Consider the following 20070-nt stretch of genomic DNA (forward strand, 5'->3'; position numbering starts at 1 on the left):
CTGGTCGCACTGGCCGGCTGCACCGGCGAGCTGCCGCCGGCGCCGACCCCGGCCGCGCCGGCCGCTACGGCGACGCTGCCGGCCGACGTGTTCCCGGCCCTGCCCGACCGGGGCGCAGGCATCGTCGCCGATGTCGAGGCGATGGTCGGTGACGACGAGACCCTGCTGCTGGTGGGCACCGCCCACGGCCGCGAACCCGTCCCGGTGCTGCGCTATTCGACGGACGCCGGCGCGACCTGGCACGACGGCGAACTGAGCCCGGCGGCCTCGTCCGCCACGGTGATCGGCGAGGAGACGGTCGGTGTCGCGGCGGTCGCGGCGGCCGGGCAGCAGCGCCGCTGGCTGGCGCTGGGCAGCGCCGACCGAGCACTGTTCGCCTGGACCAGCGCCGACGCCCGCACCTGGGAGCGCGCCCCGGTCACCGGCATCGACCCCGGCCGTGGAGAGGAGGTCTCCAGCGTGGCCGGCATGACCGGCGGCGGTTTCGTGGCGGTCGGCGGCCGGCAGACCGAAGCCGGCTCCCGGCCGATGGCCTGGACCTCCCCCGACGGCATCGCCTGGACGGCGCGGAAGATCGGCGGCGAAGGCTGGCTCCGCGAGGTGGCGACCAGCGGCGACCGGATGGTCGCGGTCGGCGAACGTTCGTTCGGCGAGGTGACCAAGAAGGGACGCTCCCAGGAGTCGCTGCTGCTGAGTTCGACCGACCGTGGGGTGACCTGGCGTCGCTCGGCGGTCAGGGAGCCGGTCGGGTCCGGCAACTTCGTGAGCAGGCTGGGAGAGGTGGTCGCCACCGACACCGGGTTCATGGTCGGCGGCACCTACTACCACGATCGGCAGGACACCTACCGCCCGATGCTGCTGACCAGCGGCGATCTCCGCACCTGGAAGCAGACCCCACGGCTGCTCGATGCCGGTGATCGGGCCGAGATCGCCGAGCTGATGCAGCTGCGCTCGACGACGGTGGCCGTTCAGCGCGTCGCCCGTAGTCAGACCCGTACCGAGGTGAAGATCTCGTATCTCTATCCGGGCGCCTCGGGGTGGATGGCGGCCGACACCCCGGGCACCGATGCCAGCGCCTGGGCGGCCGTCGGCGCCGTCAGCGGTGAGACCACGGTGCTCGCCGTCGAGCTCGACGGCAACCCGTCCAAGCGGCGGCTGTGGCGCCACACCGGCCAGCGGCTGGTCGGCGATGCCGAGGTGGCGACCCCGGCCGATCTTCGCCCCGACGTCCGGCCCGTGCAGCTGCTGGTCGTCGACGGACGCCTCGGCGCCTCCGGCACCGCCCAGGGCACCCCGGCGATCTGGGCCGCCGACGGGGCCGGGTTCGGCGTCCCCAAGGCCCTGCCGGTCGCCGCCGACCAGTCCGTCGACCAGGTCGCCTGGCACCCCGACGGCGGCTACCTGGCGATCGGCCAGCAGGTCGCAAACCACGCCCTGACCCTGCATTCTCCGGACGCGGCCCACTGGCAACGGACCGCGCCGAAGACGTTCAACAAGGTCGCCCAGTACCACGGCTCCACGATCGAGGACGTGGCCTGGGTCAACGGACGGTGGGTGGCGGTGGGCACCAAGACCAGCAACGGCGACGTCCGGCAGTCGGCGCTGGTCTACACCTCCACCGACGGCCGATCGTGGCTGCAGGGACGTCCGACGGAGGTCACCGGACGCGGCGACTGGTACGACCGCCGCGACCCGCTGGACGATCTGCACGGCCTGGACAACCGCAGCCGCGAGATGAGGGCCGTCACCGGGTACGGACGCGGGGCGGTGGCGGTCGGCCTGACCACCAGCGACGGCTACCAGCGCCCGGCGGCCTGGACGTCGTCCGACCTGCGCCGTTGGCGGCTGGTCACGCTGCCCTCGGGCAAGTATCCCGAGGCGTACCTGACCAGCGTCGACGCGGTGGGCACGGTGCTGGTGGCCCGGGGCTGGGCGCTGGCCAAGGGCGCCACCGACTGGGAATCGGCCGTGTGGCGCTCCACCGACGGCGGACGGTCGTGGACGTTCGGCGGCGGTCACAGCGTGGCGGCCGCCGTCCTCGCTGCCGGCGGCCGGGAGTTTCTCCGGGTCGAACTCGCCGACGACCGCCGAACCCTGACCCTGTTCCGCTCCCCCGACGGCCGCTCCTGGACGTCGTCGCAGGTCCCGGTCGCCGGTCTCGCCGACGGCATGCGGCTCTCGCTGCGGGACGCCGTGGTGCACGACGGGGCGGTCCAGCTGCTGCTCACCCTCCGCACCGCACGGGACGCGGTGACCGTGCTGCAGCGGATCCCGCTCTGAGCGCCGGCCGCGCGGCCGGGATTGCCCCGGCAGGCTCCGGCAGCCAAGCTGTAGGGCATGACGGCCGGGGATCTGCAGACGTGGCGCCGCTATCGGGTGGTTGACCGCATCGAAGAGTCCGGCGAGGCCTTCTCGCTGCTGCTCGCGCCGGTCGAGGGCGACCTGCCGGCGCACCGCACCGGTCAGTACGTGACCATCGCCGTCGACCTCCCCGGCGGCGAGCGGCACCTGCGGCAGTACACGATCTCTTCCGGCCCCGGCGGCGGCTCGTTCCGGGTGACCATCAAGCACGTCGCCGGCGCCGCCGGCTTCGGCACCGGGCAGGTGTCGGGCTGGATGCACGCCAACGCCCGGCCGGGGCTGACCCTGGAGGTCTCCGAACCACGCGGCGAGCTGGTGCTGGACGACTCCGACGGGCCGCTGGTGCTGATCTCCGCCGGGATCGGCGTCACCCCGATGGCGGCGATCGTGGAGGACGTGGCCCGGCGGCAGCCCGACCGCGAGGTGTGGCTGCTGCACGCCGACCACTCCCACGAGAGCCACGCGCTCTACCAGACCGTGCGCCGGCATGCCCTGACGATGAGCCGGGTGCACACCCAGGCGTGGTACGAGCGGGGCGCGGAGTCGGCGCCGACGCTGCGTCCGGCCCGGCCCGGCTTCATGGACTTGGACGACATCGACCTGCCCACCGACGCCACCGTGTTCCTCTGCGGCCCGCCCCAGTTCATGCGGCAGATCCGCACGGCGTTGCTGGCCAAGGGCATCGACGACCGGAACATCCACCGGGAGACCATCGGCGCCGATTCCTGAGCGGACCTCCGGACAAAGGACGGGCCCGGCGGCGACCTGCGCTGCCGGGCCCGTCCGACCCCCGCTACCTCAGCGGTTGGAACCCCGCATCACGCCGGAGATGACCCAGCGCTGCGCGAAGACGTACACCAGCACCAGCGGAGCGATCGCCATCAGATACGAGGCGAAGGCGACGGTGTAGTTGGTGTTGAACTGGCCCTGGAACACGTACTGCGCGAGCGGCAGCGTCTGAGTTCCGGGATCGGTCAGGATCACCAGCGGCAGCAGGAAGTCGTTCCATGCCCACAGGCAGGTCAGAATGCCGACGGTGGCGTTCATCGGCGTCAACAACGGGAAGACGATGCGCCAGAAGATCGCCCACCTGGTCGCCCCGTCCACCGACGCCGACTCCTCGATCTCCACCGGGATGGAGCGGATGTAGCTCGTGTAGAGCAGCAGATTGAAGGCCAGGCCGTAGACGATGTAGATCAGGATGAGGCCGGCTTCGTTGTCGATGCCGAACATGGCGGTCTGCTTCACCACCGGCAGCATGATGATCGGGAACGGCACGAACATGGCCGCCACGAAGTAGTAGAACAGCATCCGCACCCAGCGCCGGTCCATATTGCGGGCGATCGCGTAGGCCACCATCGAGTTGGTGACCAGGGTGAGCACCACGGCGCCGACGGTGATGATCGCCGATGTGAGGAAGCGCCGCGGGAAGCTGGTCAGCGCCCAGGCCGTGGCGAAGTTGTCCCAGTTCCACACCTGCGGCAGGGCGAAGCCCGACACGGCGAGTTCGGTGGGCGTCTTGAACGCCGTCACCACCGCGAAGTAGAGCGGCACCAGGATGGTCAGCGACAGCACCGCGACCAGCCCGGTGAGCCACCACGAAAGACTATTGCGACGGCTCAACATCAGTTGTCCTCCTTGCCCTGGAAGAATTTGAGCTGAGCGAACGAGATGACCAGCACAAGAATGAAGTAGACAATTCCGTTGGCCGTCTGGTAGGCGTATTCGCCGCCCTGGAAGCCGTTGCGGAAGATCAGGAACGAGATCGACTGGGTGGCCGTGCCGGGACCGCCGCCGGTCAACGCGACGACCTGGTCGAAGACGCCCAGCGCACCCTTGAACGACAGCACCATGTTGATGGTGAAGAAGGGCATGATCAGCGGGAAGGTGATCTGGCTGAACCGCTTCCAGCCGGTGGCGCCGTCGATCGCGCCGGCCTCGTAGACCTCGAAGGGGACGGTCTGCAGGCCGGACAGGTAGATGATCGTGTTGAACGCGACCGACTGCCAGACCCCGACGAACACGATGACCACCCAGGCCAGCTGCTCGTTCGCCAGCAGCGAGGTGGACAGCCACCCGATGCCGAGCGCCTGGCCGATCGCCGGCAGGTTGTTGGTGAACAGGTAGTTGAAGATGTACGCGACGATCAGCACCGGCAGGATGTTCGGCAGGAAGAACAGCCCGCGCCAGAACGTCTGCGCCTTGATCTTCGCGTTGAGCAGCAGCGCCATCGACAAGGCGATGATGTTGATCAGGATCGTGGCGGTGACCGCGTACAGCAGGGTGAACCCGTACGACTGCCAGATGATGTCGTCGGAGAACAGGTTCAGGTAGTTGGCGAAACCGACGAATCGCCATTCGCCGTAGCCCTGGTAGTTGGTGAAGGTGTAGAACAGGCCGGTCAGCAACGGGACCGTGAGCAGCGCCGTGAACAGCACGGCTGCCGGCGTGATCATCCAGAGGTAGGGACCCTCGATGCGCCGCGACTTGAACTCGACCTCCGTGGCGCCGCCGGGCGCCTGGACGCGTGGTGATGTGGATTGTGTCTCCATGACCGCCTCACAGGGTGGAGTTGATTCGGGCGATGACCTTGTTCCACTGCGCGTCCAGCGTGCGGATGAAGGCATCGGTGTCCCCGTTGATGAGGAACTGCTGCATGTAGTTGTTCAGATTCACGCCCTGCGGGAAGGCGTGATCCGAGTAGGTGGCGAGACGCTGCTCCTTGAAGTAGGGCACCAGGCCCTCGAGCGCCTCGTCATCGGGCTCCATACCGGTCAGGGTCGGGAAGGCGACCTGCTCGGCGCAGTACGCCGCCATGTTCTTCGGATCCATCAGGTAGGTGTAGAACTCCATCGCGCCGTCGACGGGCTGCTTGCCGAAGGTGAGCGCCACGTCCACGCCGGACACCACCCGGGAGTCCTCGGCCTTGTCGGCCGGGGTCGCGAAGGTGCCCAGCCGGATCTTGTCGTTGTACGAGCGGATCGCCGGAATGGCGTAGGTGCCGTGCACGTACATGGCCGACTTGCCGGCGGAGAAGCCCTGGTTCCCGTCGTTGTAGCCGACCTCGTACTTATTGCTGTTGCCGTACCGGGAGATCTGCCGCATCTTCTCGAAGACCGGCTTGAGGTCGCCGAAGGAGACCTGCCCCAGCCGGCGCTTCTCGTACCAGGCCGCCACTTCTCCGTTCAGGAAGCTGCCGGACAGCGACGAGAACATCGGTGCGCCGGTCCAGTTGTCCTTGAAGCCCCAGTAGAACGGGTCGACGCCCTTGCCCTGCAGCTCGTCGGCGATGGCGATCAGCTCGTCCCAGGTCTTGGGCGGCTCCAGCCGATGCTGCTCGAAGATGTCGCGGTTGTAGATGATGCCGGAGCCGTTGTTCGCGAACGGCACCGCGTTGACCTCGCCCGGGCCGCCGCGTCCGAGCGTCGGCAGGATGGCGGCGATCGCCGGGGTGACGTTCTTGATCAGGTCGCTCTTGGCGAAGTCGTAGAAGACCCCGGCCCGGGCCAGCGCACCGAAGTTGTAGTTGCCGTTGACGGTGACCAGGGCCGGCATGTCGCCCTTCACCAGCCGGACCCGCAGGGCCGTCTCGCTGTCGGGCTGCGCGTTCTGCTGCACCTGGACCTTCGGCCCGGTCGCGTTGTACGCCGCGCAGATGCTGTCGAAGAGCTTGATCGCCTCCGACTTGAACTGGAAGAACTCCAGGGGACCACCGCTTCCGGACGGCGGCCCTGAGCACGCCGCCAGCGGCGCCAGCAGCGCCGTCCCGCCGACGCCCGCGAGCAGGCTTCGGCGACTGATGAAATCGCTCATGCTGAAACGTTTCCTTCCAACAGATCGTCATTGATGTGTCTCGCCCGAGGGGGGCCGGTCGACGAGCCTCGCGACCTGCCGCGACCCGGTCGACGTCGGGGCAGTTCAGAGGCTTCCGGCTCTCCGCCCGGCATCGGGCGGAGCTAGCGTGGTGGTGACACTACACGAGTAGATATGGCCCGGCAACGGATTCGCCAGGGTCGGGAAAGCTGGGCTGATCTAACACGTGTTAGGTCATGACAGCCCACTGCACCACGTGTAGATTGTTCGGACCGATAGGCTGACCCCAGGCCGAGCCGGCCGAGCACGTTCCCCACCGCCGCGGAAGGAGGCCCGATGACCGCGAACGAGCAGACCCGGGTGATCACCCGTGCCGACGTGGCACGGCTGGCCGGGGTCAGCAGCGCCGTGGTCAGCTATGTGATCAACGACGGCCCGCGTCCGGTGGCGGCCGCCACCGCCGAACGCGTCCGGCAGGCCATCGAGGTGCTCGGCTACCGGCCGAACAGCAGCGCCCGGGCGCTGCGCCGCGGGGTCGGCGACACCATCGGGCTGGTGCTGCCCGACTCCAGCAACCCGTTCTTCGCCGAGCTCGCGCTGGAGATCCAGCGGCTCGCGGCGGCGTCCGGCCGGGCCGTGCTGCTGGCCAGCACCACCGGCAACCAACGCCACGAGAACCGGGTGATCGAGGGCCTGCTGAGCCGCCAGGTGGAGGGGCTGATCGTGCGCAGCGACGCCGCGCACCGCGACCCGTTCACCACCATCCGCGCCGACGTGCCGGCGGTGCTGCTCGACACGATGGCGCCGATTCCGGGACGGCGCTCGGTGGGTGCCGACCTGCGCGCCGGCGCCGACCTGCTGGTGGAGCACCTGATCGCCGAGCACGGCCTCACCCGGGTGGGCCTGATCATGGGCGAGGACCAGAGCGGTCTCGCCGATCCCCGCGAGCTCGGCTGGCGGGACGCCCAGCGCCGGCACGGCCTGCCCGAGGGGCCGATCGCCCGCGGCGTGTTCAGCCGTCCCGGCGGCTACGCCGCCATGCAGCGGATGCTGGCCACCGGGAAGCCGCCGCAGGCGATCTTCGCGTCCTCCGACGTCCAGGCCATCGGGGTGCTGCGTGCCCTGCACGAGGCCGGCGTCCGGGTGCCCGAGGACATCGCCCTGGTCAGCTTCGACGGCACCGTCGAGGTCGAGTACTCCTGGCCGCCGCTGACCGCGGCCCAGCAGCCGGTGGCCCAGATCGCCCGGGAGGCGTTCCGGATGATCACCGATCCGGGGCCCGACGACGTCTACCGGCTGATCCCCACCGAACTGGTGATTCGCCGCTCCTGCGGCTGCGCCGCCGAACCCACCCACTGAACCTGATCCGAGAGGAGTCGGCGGTGACCGTCGATGCTTGTGTTGTGCTGCGCGCCGCGGACGTCTGCATCGTGCTGGACGTGACCTCCGGGCGGCTGCCGGCGATCGTGCACTGGGGCGCCGACCTCGGTCCGTTGACCTCCGACGACGTCCGCGCGCTGATCCGCGGCGGCGTCCAGCCGGTGGTGTCCAATCTGGTGGACGAGCCGATCCGGGTCGCGGTGCTGCCCGAGCACTGGACCGGCTGGGTGGGGCGTCCGGGCGTCAGCGGCTCGCGGGCCGGCCGGGACTGGTCGCCGAAGTTCACCACCACGTCGCTGCGCTTCGAGGACGCCCCGGTCGGCGACGCGCTGATCCAGCGCGGGCCCGGCCTGGTCGAGGTGGACGCCGTCGACGCCGAGGCCGGCCTGGGCCTGACCGTCCGGGTGGAGCTGACCGGCAGCGGCCTGCTCCGATCGCAGGCCAGCATCACCAACCTGGCCGAGCAGAGCTACCAGCTGGACGACCTGGTGCTGGCCTACCCGGTGCCGCAGTTGGCCACCGAACTGCTCGACCTGGCCGGCCGGTGGACCAAGGAGCGGGTGCCGCAGCGCCGGGCGTTCACCGTCGGCACCCATCTGCGAGAGAACCGGAAGGGCCGCACCGGCCCCGATTCGGCCTACCTGCTGCACGCCGGGACGCCCGGTTTCGACTTCGCCGGCGGCGAGATCTGGGCTGTGCACACCGGCTGGAGCGGCAACCACACCCACTACGCCGAACGGCTCTACACCGGCGACCAGGTGCTCGGCGGCGGCGAGTTGCTGCTGCCCGGCGAGATCGTGCTGGCCCACGAGCAGAGCTACACCTCGCCCTGGCTGTACGGCTCCTACGGCATCGGGCTGGACGCCGTGGCGCACCGCTTCCACGCCTTCCTGCGGGCCCGGCGCAACCATCCCTCGGTGCACCGCCCGGTCACCATCAACGTCTGGGAGGCGGTCTATTTCGACCACGACCTGGCCAAGCTGCTGGCACTGGCCGAGGCGGCGGCGTCCGTGGGCGTGGAGCGGTTCGTGCTGGACGACGGCTGGTTCGGGGCGCGCCGCGACGACCACGCCGGGCTGGGCGACTGGACGGTGTCCGCCGACGTCTGGCCGGGCGGCCTGCACCCGCTGATCAACCGGGTCAACGAGCTGGGCATGCAGTTCGGGCTGTGGTTCGAGCCGGAGATGATCAACCCCGACTCCGACGCCGCCCGGGCGCATCCCGACTGGGTGATGGCCACCGGCGGACGGCAACCGGTCGAGTCCCGCTTCCAGCAGGTGATCAACCTCGGCATTCCGGACTGCTACGCCTACATCCGGGACGCCATGATGGCGATCCTCGACGAGTACAACATCGCCTACATCAAGTGGGACCACAACCGCGACCTGATCGACGCCGGCAGCGCACCGTCCGGGCGTCCGGGAGTGCACGAGCAGACCGTCGCCTACTACCGCCTGGTCGACGAGCTCAAGGCCGCCCATCCCGGGCTGGAGATCGAGTCCTGCTCGTCCGGCGGCGGCCGGGTGGACATCGAGGCGATGCTGCACACCGACCGGATCTGGGTCTCCGACTGCATCGACCCGCTGGAGCGCCAGCAGATGAACCGCTGGACGCAGCAGCTGCTGCCGCCGGAACTGCTCGGCTCGCACATCGCGTCCGGCGCCTCGCACACCACCGGACGCTCGCACACGCTCAACTTCCGGGCGGCCAGCGCGGTCTTCGGCCATCTCGGCATCGAGTGGGACCTGACCCGGGCGAGCGCCGCCGAACTGGTCGAGCTGGGTGCCTGGGTGGGCTTCTACAAGGAGCATCGCCCGCTGCTGCTGGGCGGCGAGGTGGTCCGGATCGACCTGCCCGACGACACCGTCACCGCGCACGGGGTGATCGCCGCCGACCGCAGCCGGGCGATCTACTCCTTCGCCGAGGTGGCCCGCTCGCCGATCGTGCTGCGCGGCCGGATGCGGTTCCCGGGGTTGGATCCCGAGCGGCGCTACTGGGTGGCGCCGCTGATGCTGGAGCACGCGCCGGTGGTGGAGGCCCCGCAGTGGTGGGGCGTGGAGCAGGAGCAGCCGAACGGCGGCTACTCCCAGCATCTGTCGGACATCCCGCCCCGACTTCGGGCCACCGCGGAGTTCGGCGTTGAGCTGAGCGGCGCCGCCCTCGGCCAGGTGGGGCTGGCGCACGCCCCCACCTTCCCGGAGACGGCGATCCTCTACCTGGCCGAGGCCGTGGATTGATGCCGCCGGCTGCACGGGATCGGAGATGAGCCTCACCGCGGGGCAGCTGCGGCACCGGGCCAGCACGGCCTCGGTGCTCGACTTCGCCTGGGACGCCGGCGCCTTCCGCTCCGACCACGTCATGGCGGCCCTCGGCCTGACCCGCTCCACCGCACTGGCCGCACTCGGCGCGCTCATCGAACTCGGGCTGATCAGGGAACTGTCCAGCGCCGGACCCGACGACGGCTACCGGCTGGGACGCCCCGCCCGCCGCTTCGAACTGCGCGCCGACGCCGGCGTGGTGATCGGCATCGACGCCGGCGAACGGCGGTTCACCGCCACCGCCGCCGACCTCGCCGGAGGCGTCCTGGCCCGGCAGTCCATCGACGTGCGCGGCTTCTCCGACGCCTCGCTGACCACCTTCACCGACCTCGACCCGGCCGAGCGACCCACCGCCGCGTTCCACGCCGTCGACACCGTCCTCGCCGCGGCCGGCCGGACCCGCGCCGACGTCATCGGCGTCGCCGTCGGCGTCCCCGCACCGGTCAACGCCGACGGCAGCTCACCGGCCCACGACGCCGGATTCTGGCAGCACATGAACAGCGGCCTGCAGGACGCCCTGGCCACCGCCTTCCCCGCCGTCCGGGTGGAGAACGACGCCGCCCTGGCCGCCGTCGCCGAGGCCACCCTGGGCGAGGCCCGCGGCCACGACGACTTCGTCGCCGTGATGATCGGACGCCGGCTGGGCTCCGGCGTCTTCCTGGACGGCCGCCTGGTCCGCGGCGCCCACGGCGGCGTCGGCGAGCTCCAGGGCTTCCGCTACATCCCCGGCGTGGGCAGCAGCCACGGCATCGGCACCCGCACCGAGCAGTGGTTCCGGCACACCCTCGGCACCGGACGGATCCCGGCCCACCACCCCTGGGCGCGACTCGACGGCACAGCACCGGACGCCGCGACCATCCTCGCCGCAGCCAGCCTCGACGACTCGGTGTCACGCCCGTTGCTGGACGAGCTCGGCGACACCCTGGGACGGATCTGCACCGTCGTCTCCCGGTTCTACGACCCCGGCCTGATCGTCATCTGCGGCGCCATGGCCACCGCCCTGCCCGACGTCATCGACATCGCCCGCCGCCACCTGGACGCCGAGTCCGGACTCCCCGCGCCCACCGTCGCGGCGTCCCGGCTGGGCAGCGACATCGTCTCGCTCGGCGCCGTCTCCGCCGCCCGGGAGGCGGCCAAAGCCATCGCGCTGCCCTTCTTCGCCGGACGCGACGGCGTCCAGCGCTGAAGCGCTGGCCAACTGGACGGATCCGTCTCCGGCCGTGCGGAATCGGCGCCGCCGTCCGCGGGTCTGCTACGGACGGCGGCGCCGTGGGCGATTCAGTGCCCGGAAGGAGACTGCGGCGCCGCGGCGGAGGACTCCACCGCGACCGGCTTGAGCCTGGCCCACAGCATGAAGACACCGCCCGCGACCAGCAGGCACAGACCGGTGATCAGATTCGCGTTCACGCCGCCCGTCTTGTCGAGTTCGGGGTCGGCGAAGAGGCCCATCCCGGCGAGGATCAGTCCATAGATCAGCAGCAGGAGGCCGATGAAGTTGCGGATGTCGTACAGCCCGGCGCCCTTGCTCGCGCCGCCCTGCTCGGTCTTCGGGGACATGCGTGGTACTTCCTTTCCGAGGCGGTGAACTAGAGGGCGAAGTTGAGGGCCGCGACCAGCACGAGGGCGATGCCCGCGAGCGGCAGGGTACGCCGGTACCACGGCATGGCCTTCTCGTTCGGATCGGCGAGGTGCTCTTTGGGCGTCTCCGAGTAGACCAGGCCGACCAGGAGTTCCGCCGGCTTCGGCTTGGTCACCAGCGACACGGCGATGCTGACGATGATGTCGACCACGAAGCCGATCGACGCCGCCAGGAATGCGGTCCCCTGACCGGGCAGGTGATAGAAGCCCCATTGGTTGAGCAGCCAGGTGAAGATGGCGCTGAGGGTGCCGGCGACCAGGCCGATCCAGCCGGCGGTCGGGGTCATCCGCTTCCAGAACATGCCCAGGATGAAGGTGGCGAACAGCGGCGCGTTGAAGAAGCCGAACAGCGTCTGCAGATAGTCCATGATGTTGCGGAAGCCGGCCGCGATGAGAGCCGTGAAGATCGCCACCCCGGTCGCCACGAAGGTGGCGATCCGGCCCATCCGCACGTAGTACGCGTCGTCGCGGTCCTTGACCACGTAGCGCTGCCAGATATCCACGCTGAACACGGTGTTGAAAGCCGACACATTGGCCGCCATGCCGGCCATGAACGCGGCCAGCAAACCGGTGATGGCCAGACCCACCAGGCCGTTCGGGAGTAGATCGCGCATCAGCAGCAACAGCGCGTCGTTGTAGGTGACGCCTTCTCCGGACGAGCCGCCGGCGGGTGTGCCGCCCGCCTTGAGGTCCGCGATCTCGAGCACGAGGACGCTCGCCAGCATGCCCGGGACGATCGTCAGGAAGGGCACGAACATCTTCGGGAACGCACCGATGATCGGGGTCTTCCGGGCCGCGGACATGGACTCCGAGGCCATCGCCCGCTGCACCTCGACGAAGTTGGTCGTCCAGTAGCCGAAGGACAGCACGAAGCCCAGGCCGAAGACGATGCCCACCACGGACAGCACGGGGTTGTCGAACCCGGACAGCGCCTGACCGGGCCACGAGTTGAGCTGCTCGACGGCGGGCGGGACGCCGGCCTCGGGCGGCGCCGCCTGCGCCGCGGCGGTGATCCTCTCGACCATCCCCTGCCAGCCGCCGACCTTGTGCAGGCCCAGCAGCACCAGCGGCAGCAACGACGCCACGATGACGAAGAACTGCAGCACCTCGTTGTAGATGGCCGCCGACAGCCCGCCGAAGCTGATGTAGGACAACACCACGACGGCCGCGATGATCAACGCCAGCCACAGCGGCCAGCCGAGCAGCGCATGGACGATGCTGCCCAGCAAGTACAGGTTGATCCCGGCGATCAGCAACTGGGCGAGCGCGAACGAGATTGCGTTCACCAGGTGTGCCCCGACGCCGAAGCGGCGCAGCATGAACTCCGGAACCGAGCGGACCTTCGACCCGTAGTAGAACGGCATCATCACGACGCCGAGGAAGAGCATGGCCGGAATGGCGCCGATCCAGAAGTAGTGCACGGTGGGCAGGCCGATCTGAGCGCCGGTCGCTGACATGCCCATGATCTCCACCGCGCCGAGGTTGGCGGAGACGAAGGCCAGCCCGGTGACCCAGGCGGGCAACGAACGGCCGGACAGGAAGAAGTCCAGGGAGCCGGAGACCTGGCGCTTGGCCATGAACCCGATGCCGAGGACGAACACGAAGTAGGTGGCCAGGATGACGTAGTCGACGGCGTTGGCCCGGAGGAGCGTCTCCATGGAGTTACCTCTCTTGACTGGACTGGTCCCGCCCGAGAGAGTCACCCGCGATCGATGTTTGCGAAACCAAAGCAGGTCGTCGCCGGTGGTGCGCCTCGCCCCGTTGGGAGGTTCATGTTTGCGTCACCATACGGGACACAGGACGATGTTGACCGACCTGTGCGGCTATGTCAAGGTGGTTGGCAAGAGCGGTGTTGACGCAAACATTTGAGGTTGGGTTCCCCACCCGAACACCACCGGACGTGGGCACGACGAAGGAGTCGGATGAGCGAGTGGCAGCAGAGCTGGACGGACGCGGCCGGCATTCGATCGGTGCGCGGACTGTTCCGGGACGCCTTCGGGGCCGAGCCGCACGGAGTCTGGGCGTCCCCCGGCCGGGTGAACCTGATCGGGGAACACACCGACTACAACGGCGGCCTCTGCCTGCCCGTCGCGCTTCCGCACCGAACCTATGTGGCCATGGCCCGCCGGACGGACCGCCGTGCCCGGCTGACCACCGGGCTCGAGGACGGTCGGACGTGGTCCGGCGATCTCAAGGAGATCGCACCGGGTTCGGTCGACGACTGGGTCGCCTACTGCGGAGGCCCGGCGTGGGCGCTGCGGCAGGCCGGCGTCGACGTGCCGGGCTTCGATGTCGCGATCTCCTCCTGCGTCCCGCTGGGCGCGGGACTCTCCTCGTCGGCCGCGGTGGAATGCGCCGTCGGGCTGGCCCTCACCCACCTCGCCGGCTGTCGCCGGGACCGCGACGACACCGGTCGGGCCTGGCTGGCCGACGTCTGCGTCCGTGCCGAGAACGAGGTGGCCGGCGCTCCGACCGGCGGCATGGACCAAGCCGCATCCCTGCGGGCACAGGCCGGTCACGCGCTGCTGCTCGACTGCCTGGACGGCTCGGTCGAACAGATTCCCTTCGGCCTCGAAGCTGCCGGTCTCGAACTGCTGGTGATCGACACGCAGGCCAGCCACTCACTCGCCGACGGCCAGTACGGCGCCCGCCGGGCGAGCTGTGATGCCGCTGCCCGGGAGCTCTCCGTGGCCACGCTGCGGGAGGTGACCGATGTCGATGCCGCGCTGGCGCGTCTCGACGACGAGGTGGTCCGGCGGCGCGTCCGTCACGTCGTCACCGAGATCGCCCGGGTCACGGAGTTCGTGGCCGCCGCCGGCATCGGTGACTGGACCCGAGCCGGACAGCTGATGAACGCCTCCCACCGATCGCTGCGGGACGACTACGAGGTCAGCTGCGTGGAACTCGACGTCGCGGTCGGCGCCGCTCTGGACGCCGGGGCGCTCGGCGCCCGGATGACCGGCGGCGGCTTCGGCGGCAGCGCCATCGCGCTGGTCCGCAGCTCGAGCGCCGACGCCGTCGCCCGCGGCGTCCGGCAGGCCGCCGCGGCCCGTGGTCTGGCGGCTCCCGTCGTCCACCGGGCCACTCCGTCCGCGGCGGGTGAGTGCTTGATCGAGCCCTGATCGCCCACCCCGGGTGACCGTCCGGTCCACGACAGCCAGGAGGCATCGATCCGAGGTCGTTCGAGCGACTTTCCGAGTCTCTACTCGGTGCGCGAGACTATGGTCGTCCAGGCTGCCGGACGTGCTCGCCGAACACCGTCGGCGCACGAGTCGGACGCCGGTGGCGGGGATCGGAAGGTGACCACGGTGCAGGAGATGCGGGCGACGCGCCGGGTTCGTGCCCAGGACGTGGCCACCCTCGCCGGAGTCTCCCCCCAAACCGTCTCCCGGGTGGTCAACGGCGCCACCAACGTGCGCCCGGAGACCCGGGACCGGGTCATCGACGCCATGACCAAACTCGGCTACGCCCCCAGCCAGGCGGCCCGGGCGTTGCGCTCCGGAGCCCTGGAGACCCTCGGTGTCGCCGTCCATCACCTGGCCCGCACCGGTGAGGCCCGGATCATGGAGGCCGTCGCCCGGACCGCCCACCGCCGCGGCTACGCGGTGACCCTGCTGGACGCGTCCAGCGAGGACGTCGGCGACATGAACCGCGCCCTTCAGCACCTCGGGCACGACATCGCCGGCCTGGTGCTGCTCAGCCTGGAGACCGCGGACGTCGACCGCGTCCAGGTGCCGCCGCATCTGCCCGTGGTGGCGGCCGACAGCCGCGATCTGCGGCACCCCTCGGTCGGCTTCGACCAACGCGGCGGCGCCCACCTGGCGGTGGCCCACCTGCTCGGCCTCGGCCACCGCACCGTACACCTGCTGGCCGGCCCCGAGGCGTCCCTTCAGGCACGGGAGCGCGAGGAGGAGTGGCGCAAATCTCTGGAGGCGGCCGGACGCCACGTCCCGGAACCGGTGCACGGCGACTGGACGCATGCCTCCGGGTACCAGATCGGCCGGACGCTGGCGGCGGATCCCCACGTCACGGCGGTGTTCGCCGCCAATGACGAGATGGCCGCCGGCCTGCTTCGCGCGCTGCACGAAGCGGGCCGGCGGGTCCCGGCGGACGTGTCGGTGGTTGGCTTCGACGACATCCTGGGCGGCTACCTGTGGCCACCGCTGACCACCGTCCATCAGGATTTCGAGTCGATGGGCGAGAACCTGGTGCGGGTGCTGCTGCGCCAGCTCGACCCGGTGCGCTCTGCCTCCGAACCGGCCACCGCGATCATCCCGGCACGGCTGGTGATCAGGTCCAGCACCGCGGCCCCACCCACGCCCACTCTCTGAAAGCCATCTCCGGCTCAGGAAGGCCAGTCAGGGAGTCGTCTCCAGTACGCGATCCGGGATCCGTTCCACCTTGCCCACCAGAAACACGTAGGAAGCGATTCCGGCCAGCGTCACCGCGGTGATGTAGACAAACCCCGGAGCGAAGTTGGTCTTGCTCACCAGCAAGCCGATCACGATGGGTGTCGCGATCGACGACATATTGCCGATGAAGTTGAACGTTCCACCAGTGGTTCCGAGCAGTCGCTCGGGGGCCAGAGCCGACACCAGCGACCAGGTGATCGACGCGAACCCGTTGCCGAAGAACGCGATCGACAGGAACACGATGACCAGCGTGGTCGAGTCGGTGAAGTTGGCGCCGATGATGAAGGTGGAGAGCAACAGACCCGCGATGATCGGACCCTTGCGGGCCACCGCGAGGGAGTGCCCGCGTCGTAGCAGCCAGTCGGACACGACCCCGGACAGCAGCACGCCAACGAGTGCCGCGAGGTAGGGCAGCGACACCAGGAACCCGGACTTGATGTAGTCCATACCCCGATAATCCACCAGGTAGGTAGGGAACCAGGTCAGGAAGAACCACAGCGTCGAGGTCAGGCAGAACTGTCCGAAATAGATGCCCCATAGTTTGCGAGATCGAAGCACATAGGCGAAGTCCTTGGCATCGAACTTCTTGCGGTTCTTGACGGCGCGGACATCGGCATCGATATCCACCAGGCCGCCACCATCACGAATGTGGGCGATCTCCGCGGCGTTCGCCCTGGAGTCGCGAGGTTCCCGGTAGGCCGCGTACCAGACCACACCCCAGACGATCCCGACGAGGCCGGTCACGACAAACACCCAATGCCAGGTGAAGGCAGTCTGGAGCCAGATCAGGACCGGGGTGAGCAGGGCCAGCCCGATGAACTGGCCCGACGTGTAGAAGCCGATCACCGACGCCCGCTCCTTCTCGGGGAACCAGGCGGTTGCCACGCGGTTGTTGATCGGGTAGGCGGGCGCCTCGAAAACGCCGACCAAGAGTCGCAGGATCACCAAAGCGACCAGCCCGCTCGCCATGCCCATGAACGCGGTCGCCAACGACCACAGGACGAGGCATGCCGGGTAGAGAATCCGCGGCGGGATCCGGTCGATCAACCAGCCACCGGGGATCTGGAGGGCGGCGTACGTCCAGCCGAACGCACTGAGCAACAGGCCCTGAGCCTGCGGATTCAGTCCCAGGTCGTGGGCGATCGCCGGCATTGCCACCGACAGGTTCGCCCGGTCCAGATAGTTGATCACCACGGTGACGAAGAGCATCACGGCGATGACGAGACGGGCTCGAGTGGCTTGGGTTCGCAAGCCGGGTTGCTGCTGTGCGGGGTTCATGCTCATGGTTGCGTCACCACTCCGCGAAGGAACCGTCAGCGTGACGCCACACCGGGTTGCGCCAACGGTGGCCCTCGGCAGCCCGTTCCCGCACATAGGGCTCGTTGACCTCGATGCCCAGGCCAGGCCCGTCCGGAATCGCTACGGCACCACCTGAATATGCGAATACGGACGGGTCGGCGACGTAGTCGAGCAAGTCGTTGGTCGTGTTGTAGTGGATTCCCAGGCTCTGTTCCTGGATGACCGCGTTGTAGGAAACAGCATCGACCTGCAGGCAGGCGGCCAAGGCGATCGGCCCCAGCGGGCAATGCGGCGCAAGAGCGATGTCGTACGCTTCGGCCATCGCGGTGATCTTGCGGACCTCGGTGATTCCACCCGCATGGGAAAGATCCGGCTGGATGATGTCCACGACTCCCGAAGTGATGACATTCTTGAAGTCCCATCGGGAGAACAGCCTTTCGCCGAGCGCGATCGGCGTCGCCGAGGCCCGCAGGATGTCGGCGATTCCGTCGACATGCTCCGACAGCACCGGCTCCTCGACGAACATCAGGTGGTAGGGGGCCAACGCGTCCAGCAGCACCCGCGCCATCGGGCGATGGACGCGGCCATGGAAGTCCACACCTATGCCGACATCGGGCCCGACCGCCTCACGGACCGCTTGGACGTTCGCGACCACCTTCTCCACCTTGTCGCGGGTATCCACGTACTGCAGCTCTTCGGGGCCGTTCATCTTCACCGCCGTGAACCCGCGATCGACGGCGTCCTTGGCGGCCGCCGCCGTCTCGGCGGGACGATCGCCCCCGATCCAGGAGTAGACCTTGATCGAGTCGCGCAGGCGGCCACCGAGAAGTTCGTGCACCGGAACGCCCAGCGCCTTTCCCTTGATGTCCCACAAGGCCTGATCGATACCGGCCAGTGCGCTCATGTGGATTCCGCCACCCCGGTAGAACCCGGAGCGATACATCACGGTCCAGTGGTCCTCAATGCGGCGTGGATCCTGCCCGATCAGATAGTCGGAAAGTTCCTCGACCGCCGCGGCCACGCTCGCGGCGCGACCTTCCAGAACCGGCTCGCCCCATCCGACGACCCCTTCGTCGGTTTCGATCTTGAGAAAGAGCCATCGAGGCGGGACGACGAACGTGGTCATTGAGGTGATCTTCATGGTATTCCTTTCAGCGTCGTTGCTTGAACTATGAGAAATGTGCGATCGGTCGCCGGATCAGGCGGATTCCCAGGCCCTGACCATGGCGACAGCCCGGGGCACCACATCGGCCACCGAGTCGCCAGGGCGATAGAGGGAGCTGCCGATACCCGCGCCGGCCGCGCCGGCTCGCGCCCAATCGCCGAGATTGTCCGCGTCGACCCCACCCACGGGGATCAGTTCGGTACCTACCGGGAGCACACTGATCCAGGCCTTCATCCCGTCGATACCGATCGTCGAGCTGGGGAACAGCTTCATCGCACGAGCTCCTGCGTCGAGGGCGGCGAAGGCCTCGGTCGGCGTGGCCACGCCCGGATAGCTCTCCAAACCGAGTCTGACGGTCTCGGCCACGACATCGGGGCGGGTGTTCGGCGATACGATCAGCGAACTGCCGGCCTCCGCGGCCCGACGGACGTCCTGCGGAGTCAGCACGGTACCCGCACCGATTCGCCGGTCGGGGCCCAGCTCGACACGAAGGCGCCGGATGGACTCGAACGGTTCCGGCGAATTGAGCGGAACCTCCACGGCATTGAATCCGGCGTCGAATATCGCCGTGGCGATGTCGAGAACATCGGCCGGCGTCACACCTCGAAGAATGGCGATGAGTCCTGCGCTGGGAGAGATTGTCATTGGTTAGGTCCTTGTCGTCGTCGGGTCAGGAGGAGGCGAGCAGCCCAGCATTCGCGGCGATCCTCCACAGACCCGCCGCTGCCACGTCCTCGCCGATCGTGGTCACCGTCGCACCACTGCGTTCCAGCGCGATCCGGTAACGCGCCACCGTCGAACCCGAGCCGCAGACAGCGACGAGGCCGGGCGGGTTCGACAACAACGCGTGCCTGACCTCGGCCCCGATCAGCAGACCGGAGACGTAGTCGGCGATGTCGGCAGGATCCAGCCGCCCAGCCAGTACCAACGTCCTCGCCGTGAACAGCAGGAATGGAAGCCCACGCTGATCTCCGTGTTCGGCCTCGACCTCCAAGGCACGGACGAATGCATCGGAAGCCTCGGACCCGGCCTCGCTGGTGGCCAGCCGAGCCAGGATGCTGTGCTGCATCAGCAGGCCGTACAGCTCACCGGTCATGGCCGTGGTGAAGTCGGTCACGCGTAGGCCATCCAGTCGCACCCACTTCGAGTGGGTTCCGGGCAGCACCACTGTCTCCAGCCGGTGCGGCGAATCGGCCAATGCCCCGACGAGCTGCACCTCCTCGCCCCGAATCACGTCAGGATCCGGCCCGGCCACACGAAGCCCGGGGCAGATGCGGACGTTCGCACCGCCGGCCCCCACCAGGGTCAGGTGATTCGCGAGATCGGTGAGCGGCACCGGTACGTCGAGATACTCGACCTCCATCCAGCCGTGGTTCGAACCGACCATCCCCGCGCAGAGCACCGGAAGCCCCGGATCGGCGGCCAACCAACCGCTGCACAATTGCTGGAGGGTTCCCTGAAAGGCAGCAGCGCGCTCAAGGCTGGAGTTCGCCCGCTCCGACACTCGGAGGCTCCCGTCGGACGACCGGACCTTGTCGAGAACGGTTCCGGCGGCGTCCAGCAGCCAGGCTCGGAACGAGGTCGTCCCCCAGTCGACCGCCACCAGCGCCGCGCTGCACTGTTTCGCATCCTTGGTCACGCTCTCGACAGTAAGAATGCGTCCCGATAATTGCAATTAAGTCCC

16 protein-coding genes are annotated in these 20070 nt (G+C 68.9%); 7 read left to right on the plus strand and 9 right to left on the minus strand.

Annotated elements, in window-relative coordinates; translation table 11 throughout:
• A partial coding sequence (locus QM582_RS18405) for a hypothetical protein (RefSeq protein WP_415086877.1) occupies positions 1-2280 on the plus strand: 2280 nt, incomplete at its 5' end.
• Positions 2281-2337: 57 nt separating this feature from the next.
• Positions 2338-3090 (plus strand): FAD-binding oxidoreductase, encoded by a 753-nt coding sequence (locus QM582_RS18410; protein ID WP_415086879.1) that lies wholly within the window; start codon positions 2338-2340, stop codon positions 3088-3090.
• 69 nt (positions 3091-3159) lie between these two features.
• Here the strand turns inward: QM582_RS18410 and QM582_RS18415 are convergent, their stop codons facing one another.
• Genes QM582_RS18415 through QM582_RS18425 form a run of 3 tightly spaced genes read right to left on the minus strand, consistent with a single transcriptional unit; the run spans position 3160 to position 6174 of the window.
• Positions 3160-3987 carry a carbohydrate ABC transporter permease gene (locus QM582_RS18415; protein ID WP_415086880.1) on the minus strand — a complete coding sequence of 276 codons (828 nt, stop codon included), beginning with the start codon at positions 3985-3987 and terminating at the stop codon, positions 3160-3162.
• Positions 3987-4913, minus strand: a complete 927-nt coding sequence (locus tag QM582_RS18420) for a carbohydrate ABC transporter permease (RefSeq protein ID WP_415086882.1) — start codon at positions 4911-4913, stop codon at positions 3987-3989. The genes QM582_RS18415 and QM582_RS18420 overlap by 1 nt, the downstream gene beginning before the upstream one ends.
• A 7-nt stretch (positions 4914-4920) precedes the next feature.
• The gene (locus QM582_RS18425; RefSeq protein WP_415086884.1) at positions 4921-6174 is read right to left on the minus strand and encodes an ABC transporter substrate-binding protein; all 1254 of its coding nucleotides are present in this window, start codon (positions 6172-6174) and stop codon (positions 4921-4923) included.
• 336 nt (positions 6175-6510) lie between these two features.
• Between QM582_RS18425 and QM582_RS18430 the strand changes: the two genes are divergently transcribed.
• Genes QM582_RS18430 through QM582_RS18440 form a run of 3 tightly spaced genes read left to right on the plus strand, consistent with a single transcriptional unit; the run spans position 6511 to position 11058 of the window.
• Positions 6511-7533, plus strand: a complete 1023-nt coding sequence (locus QM582_RS18430) for a LacI family DNA-binding transcriptional regulator (RefSeq protein ID WP_415086885.1) — start codon at positions 6511-6513, stop codon at positions 7531-7533.
• 23 nt (positions 7534-7556) lie between these two features.
• The gene (locus tag QM582_RS18435) at positions 7557-9791 is read left to right on the plus strand and encodes an alpha-galactosidase (protein WP_415086887.1); all 2235 of its coding nucleotides are present in this window, start codon (positions 7557-7559) and stop codon (positions 9789-9791) included.
• Positions 9792-9816: 25 nt separating this feature from the next.
• Positions 9817-11058: an ROK family protein gene (locus tag QM582_RS18440; protein WP_415086889.1), complete on the plus strand. Its 1242-nt coding sequence runs from the start codon at positions 9817-9819 to the stop codon at positions 11056-11058.
• Between the two features lie 92 nt (positions 11059-11150).
• On the opposite strand, the gene QM582_RS18445 is transcribed toward QM582_RS18440, so the two are convergent.
• Both QM582_RS18445 and QM582_RS18450 read right to left on the minus strand, forming a co-directional pair.
• On the minus strand, positions 11151-11429 hold the full coding sequence (locus QM582_RS18445) for a hypothetical protein (protein WP_415086890.1): 279 nt from the start codon (positions 11427-11429) through the stop codon (positions 11151-11153).
• A 29-nt stretch (positions 11430-11458) separates the two neighbouring features.
• Entirely contained in the window at positions 11459-13168 is a 1710-nt protein-coding gene (locus tag QM582_RS18450) for a sodium:solute symporter family protein (RefSeq protein ID WP_415086892.1), read from the minus strand.
• A 264-nt stretch (positions 13169-13432) separates the two neighbouring features.
• Here QM582_RS18450 and galK point away from each other — a divergent pair, with 264 nt between their 5' ends.
• Together galK and QM582_RS18460 are read left to right on the plus strand one after the other, a co-directional pair.
• Positions 13433-14632, plus strand: coding sequence for a galactokinase (galK, locus tag QM582_RS18455; protein WP_415086893.1), 1200 nt, complete (start codon positions 13433-13435; stop codon positions 14630-14632).
• A gap of 177 nt (positions 14633-14809) precedes the next feature.
• Positions 14810-15841 (plus strand): LacI family DNA-binding transcriptional regulator, encoded by a 1032-nt coding sequence (locus QM582_RS18460; RefSeq protein WP_415086895.1) that lies wholly within the window; start codon positions 14810-14812, stop codon positions 15839-15841.
• 27 nt (positions 15842-15868) lie between these two features.
• Here QM582_RS18460 and QM582_RS18465 read toward each other — a convergent pair whose 3' ends face one another.
• The 4 genes from QM582_RS18465 to QM582_RS18480 are packed head-to-tail and all read right to left on the minus strand — an operon-like array spanning position 15869 to position 20025.
• Positions 15869-17206 (minus strand): MFS transporter, encoded by a 1338-nt coding sequence (locus QM582_RS18465; protein ID WP_415086896.1) that lies wholly within the window; start codon positions 17204-17206, stop codon positions 15869-15871.
• A gap of 7 nt (positions 17207-17213) precedes the next feature.
• Positions 17214-18362: a galactonate dehydratase gene (gene dgoD / locus QM582_RS18470; protein WP_415086898.1), complete on the minus strand. Its 1149-nt coding sequence runs from the start codon at positions 18360-18362 to the stop codon at positions 17214-17216.
• 57 nt (positions 18363-18419) lie between these two features.
• A complete protein-coding gene (locus QM582_RS18475; RefSeq protein ID WP_415086900.1) occupies positions 18420-19031 on the minus strand; it encodes a 2-dehydro-3-deoxy-6-phosphogalactonate aldolase in 612 nt (203 codons plus the stop codon).
• 25 nt (positions 19032-19056) lie between these two features.
• Complete coding sequence (locus tag QM582_RS18480; protein WP_415086902.1) at positions 19057-20025, minus strand: 2-dehydro-3-deoxygalactonokinase; 969 nt, start codon at positions 20023-20025, stop codon at positions 19057-19059.
• Between the last annotated feature and the right edge of the window lie 45 nt (positions 20026-20070).

The sequence above is a fragment of the Micropruina sp. genome, from assembly GCF_047607385.1.
Classification (GTDB): Bacteria; Actinomycetota; Actinomycetes; order Propionibacteriales; family Propionibacteriaceae; genus Micropruina.

What these genes read in the sequence shown, in the direction of transcription:
- QM582_RS18410 (WP_415086879.1), top strand. Translation starts at nt 2,338, where the DNA reads ATGACGGCCGGGGATCTGCAGACGTGGCGCCGCTATCGGGTGGTTGAC.
- QM582_RS18415 (WP_415086880.1), bottom strand. Translation starts at nt 3,987, where the DNA reads ATGTTGAGCCGTCGCAATAGTCTTTCGTGGTGGCTCACCGGGCTGGTC.
- QM582_RS18420 (WP_415086882.1), bottom strand. Translation starts at nt 4,913, where the DNA reads ATGGAGACACAATCCACATCACCACGCGTCCAGGCGCCCGGCGGCGCC.
- QM582_RS18425 (WP_415086884.1), bottom strand. Translation starts at nt 6,174, where the DNA reads ATGAGCGATTTCATCAGTCGCCGAAGCCTGCTCGCGGGCGTCGGCGGG.
- QM582_RS18430 (WP_415086885.1), top strand. Translation starts at nt 6,511, where the DNA reads ATGACCGCGAACGAGCAGACCCGGGTGATCACCCGTGCCGACGTGGCA.
- QM582_RS18440 (WP_415086889.1), top strand. Translation starts at nt 9,817, where the DNA reads ATGAGCCTCACCGCGGGGCAGCTGCGGCACCGGGCCAGCACGGCCTCG.
- QM582_RS18445 (WP_415086890.1), bottom strand. Translation starts at nt 11,429, where the DNA reads ATGTCCCCGAAGACCGAGCAGGGCGGCGCGAGCAAGGGCGCCGGGCTG.
- QM582_RS18450 (WP_415086892.1), bottom strand. Translation starts at nt 13,168, where the DNA reads ATGGAGACGCTCCTCCGGGCCAACGCCGTCGACTACGTCATCCTGGCC.
- galK (WP_415086893.1), top strand. Translation starts at nt 13,433, where the DNA reads ATGAGCGAGTGGCAGCAGAGCTGGACGGACGCGGCCGGCATTCGATCG.
- QM582_RS18465 (WP_415086896.1), bottom strand. Translation starts at nt 17,206, where the DNA reads ATGAGCATGAACCCCGCACAGCAGCAACCCGGCTTGCGAACCCAAGCC.
- dgoD (WP_415086898.1), bottom strand. Translation starts at nt 18,362, where the DNA reads ATGAAGATCACCTCAATGACCACGTTCGTCGTCCCGCCTCGATGGCTC.
- QM582_RS18475 (WP_415086900.1), bottom strand. Translation starts at nt 19,031, where the DNA reads ATGACAATCTCTCCCAGCGCAGGACTCATCGCCATTCTTCGAGGTGTG.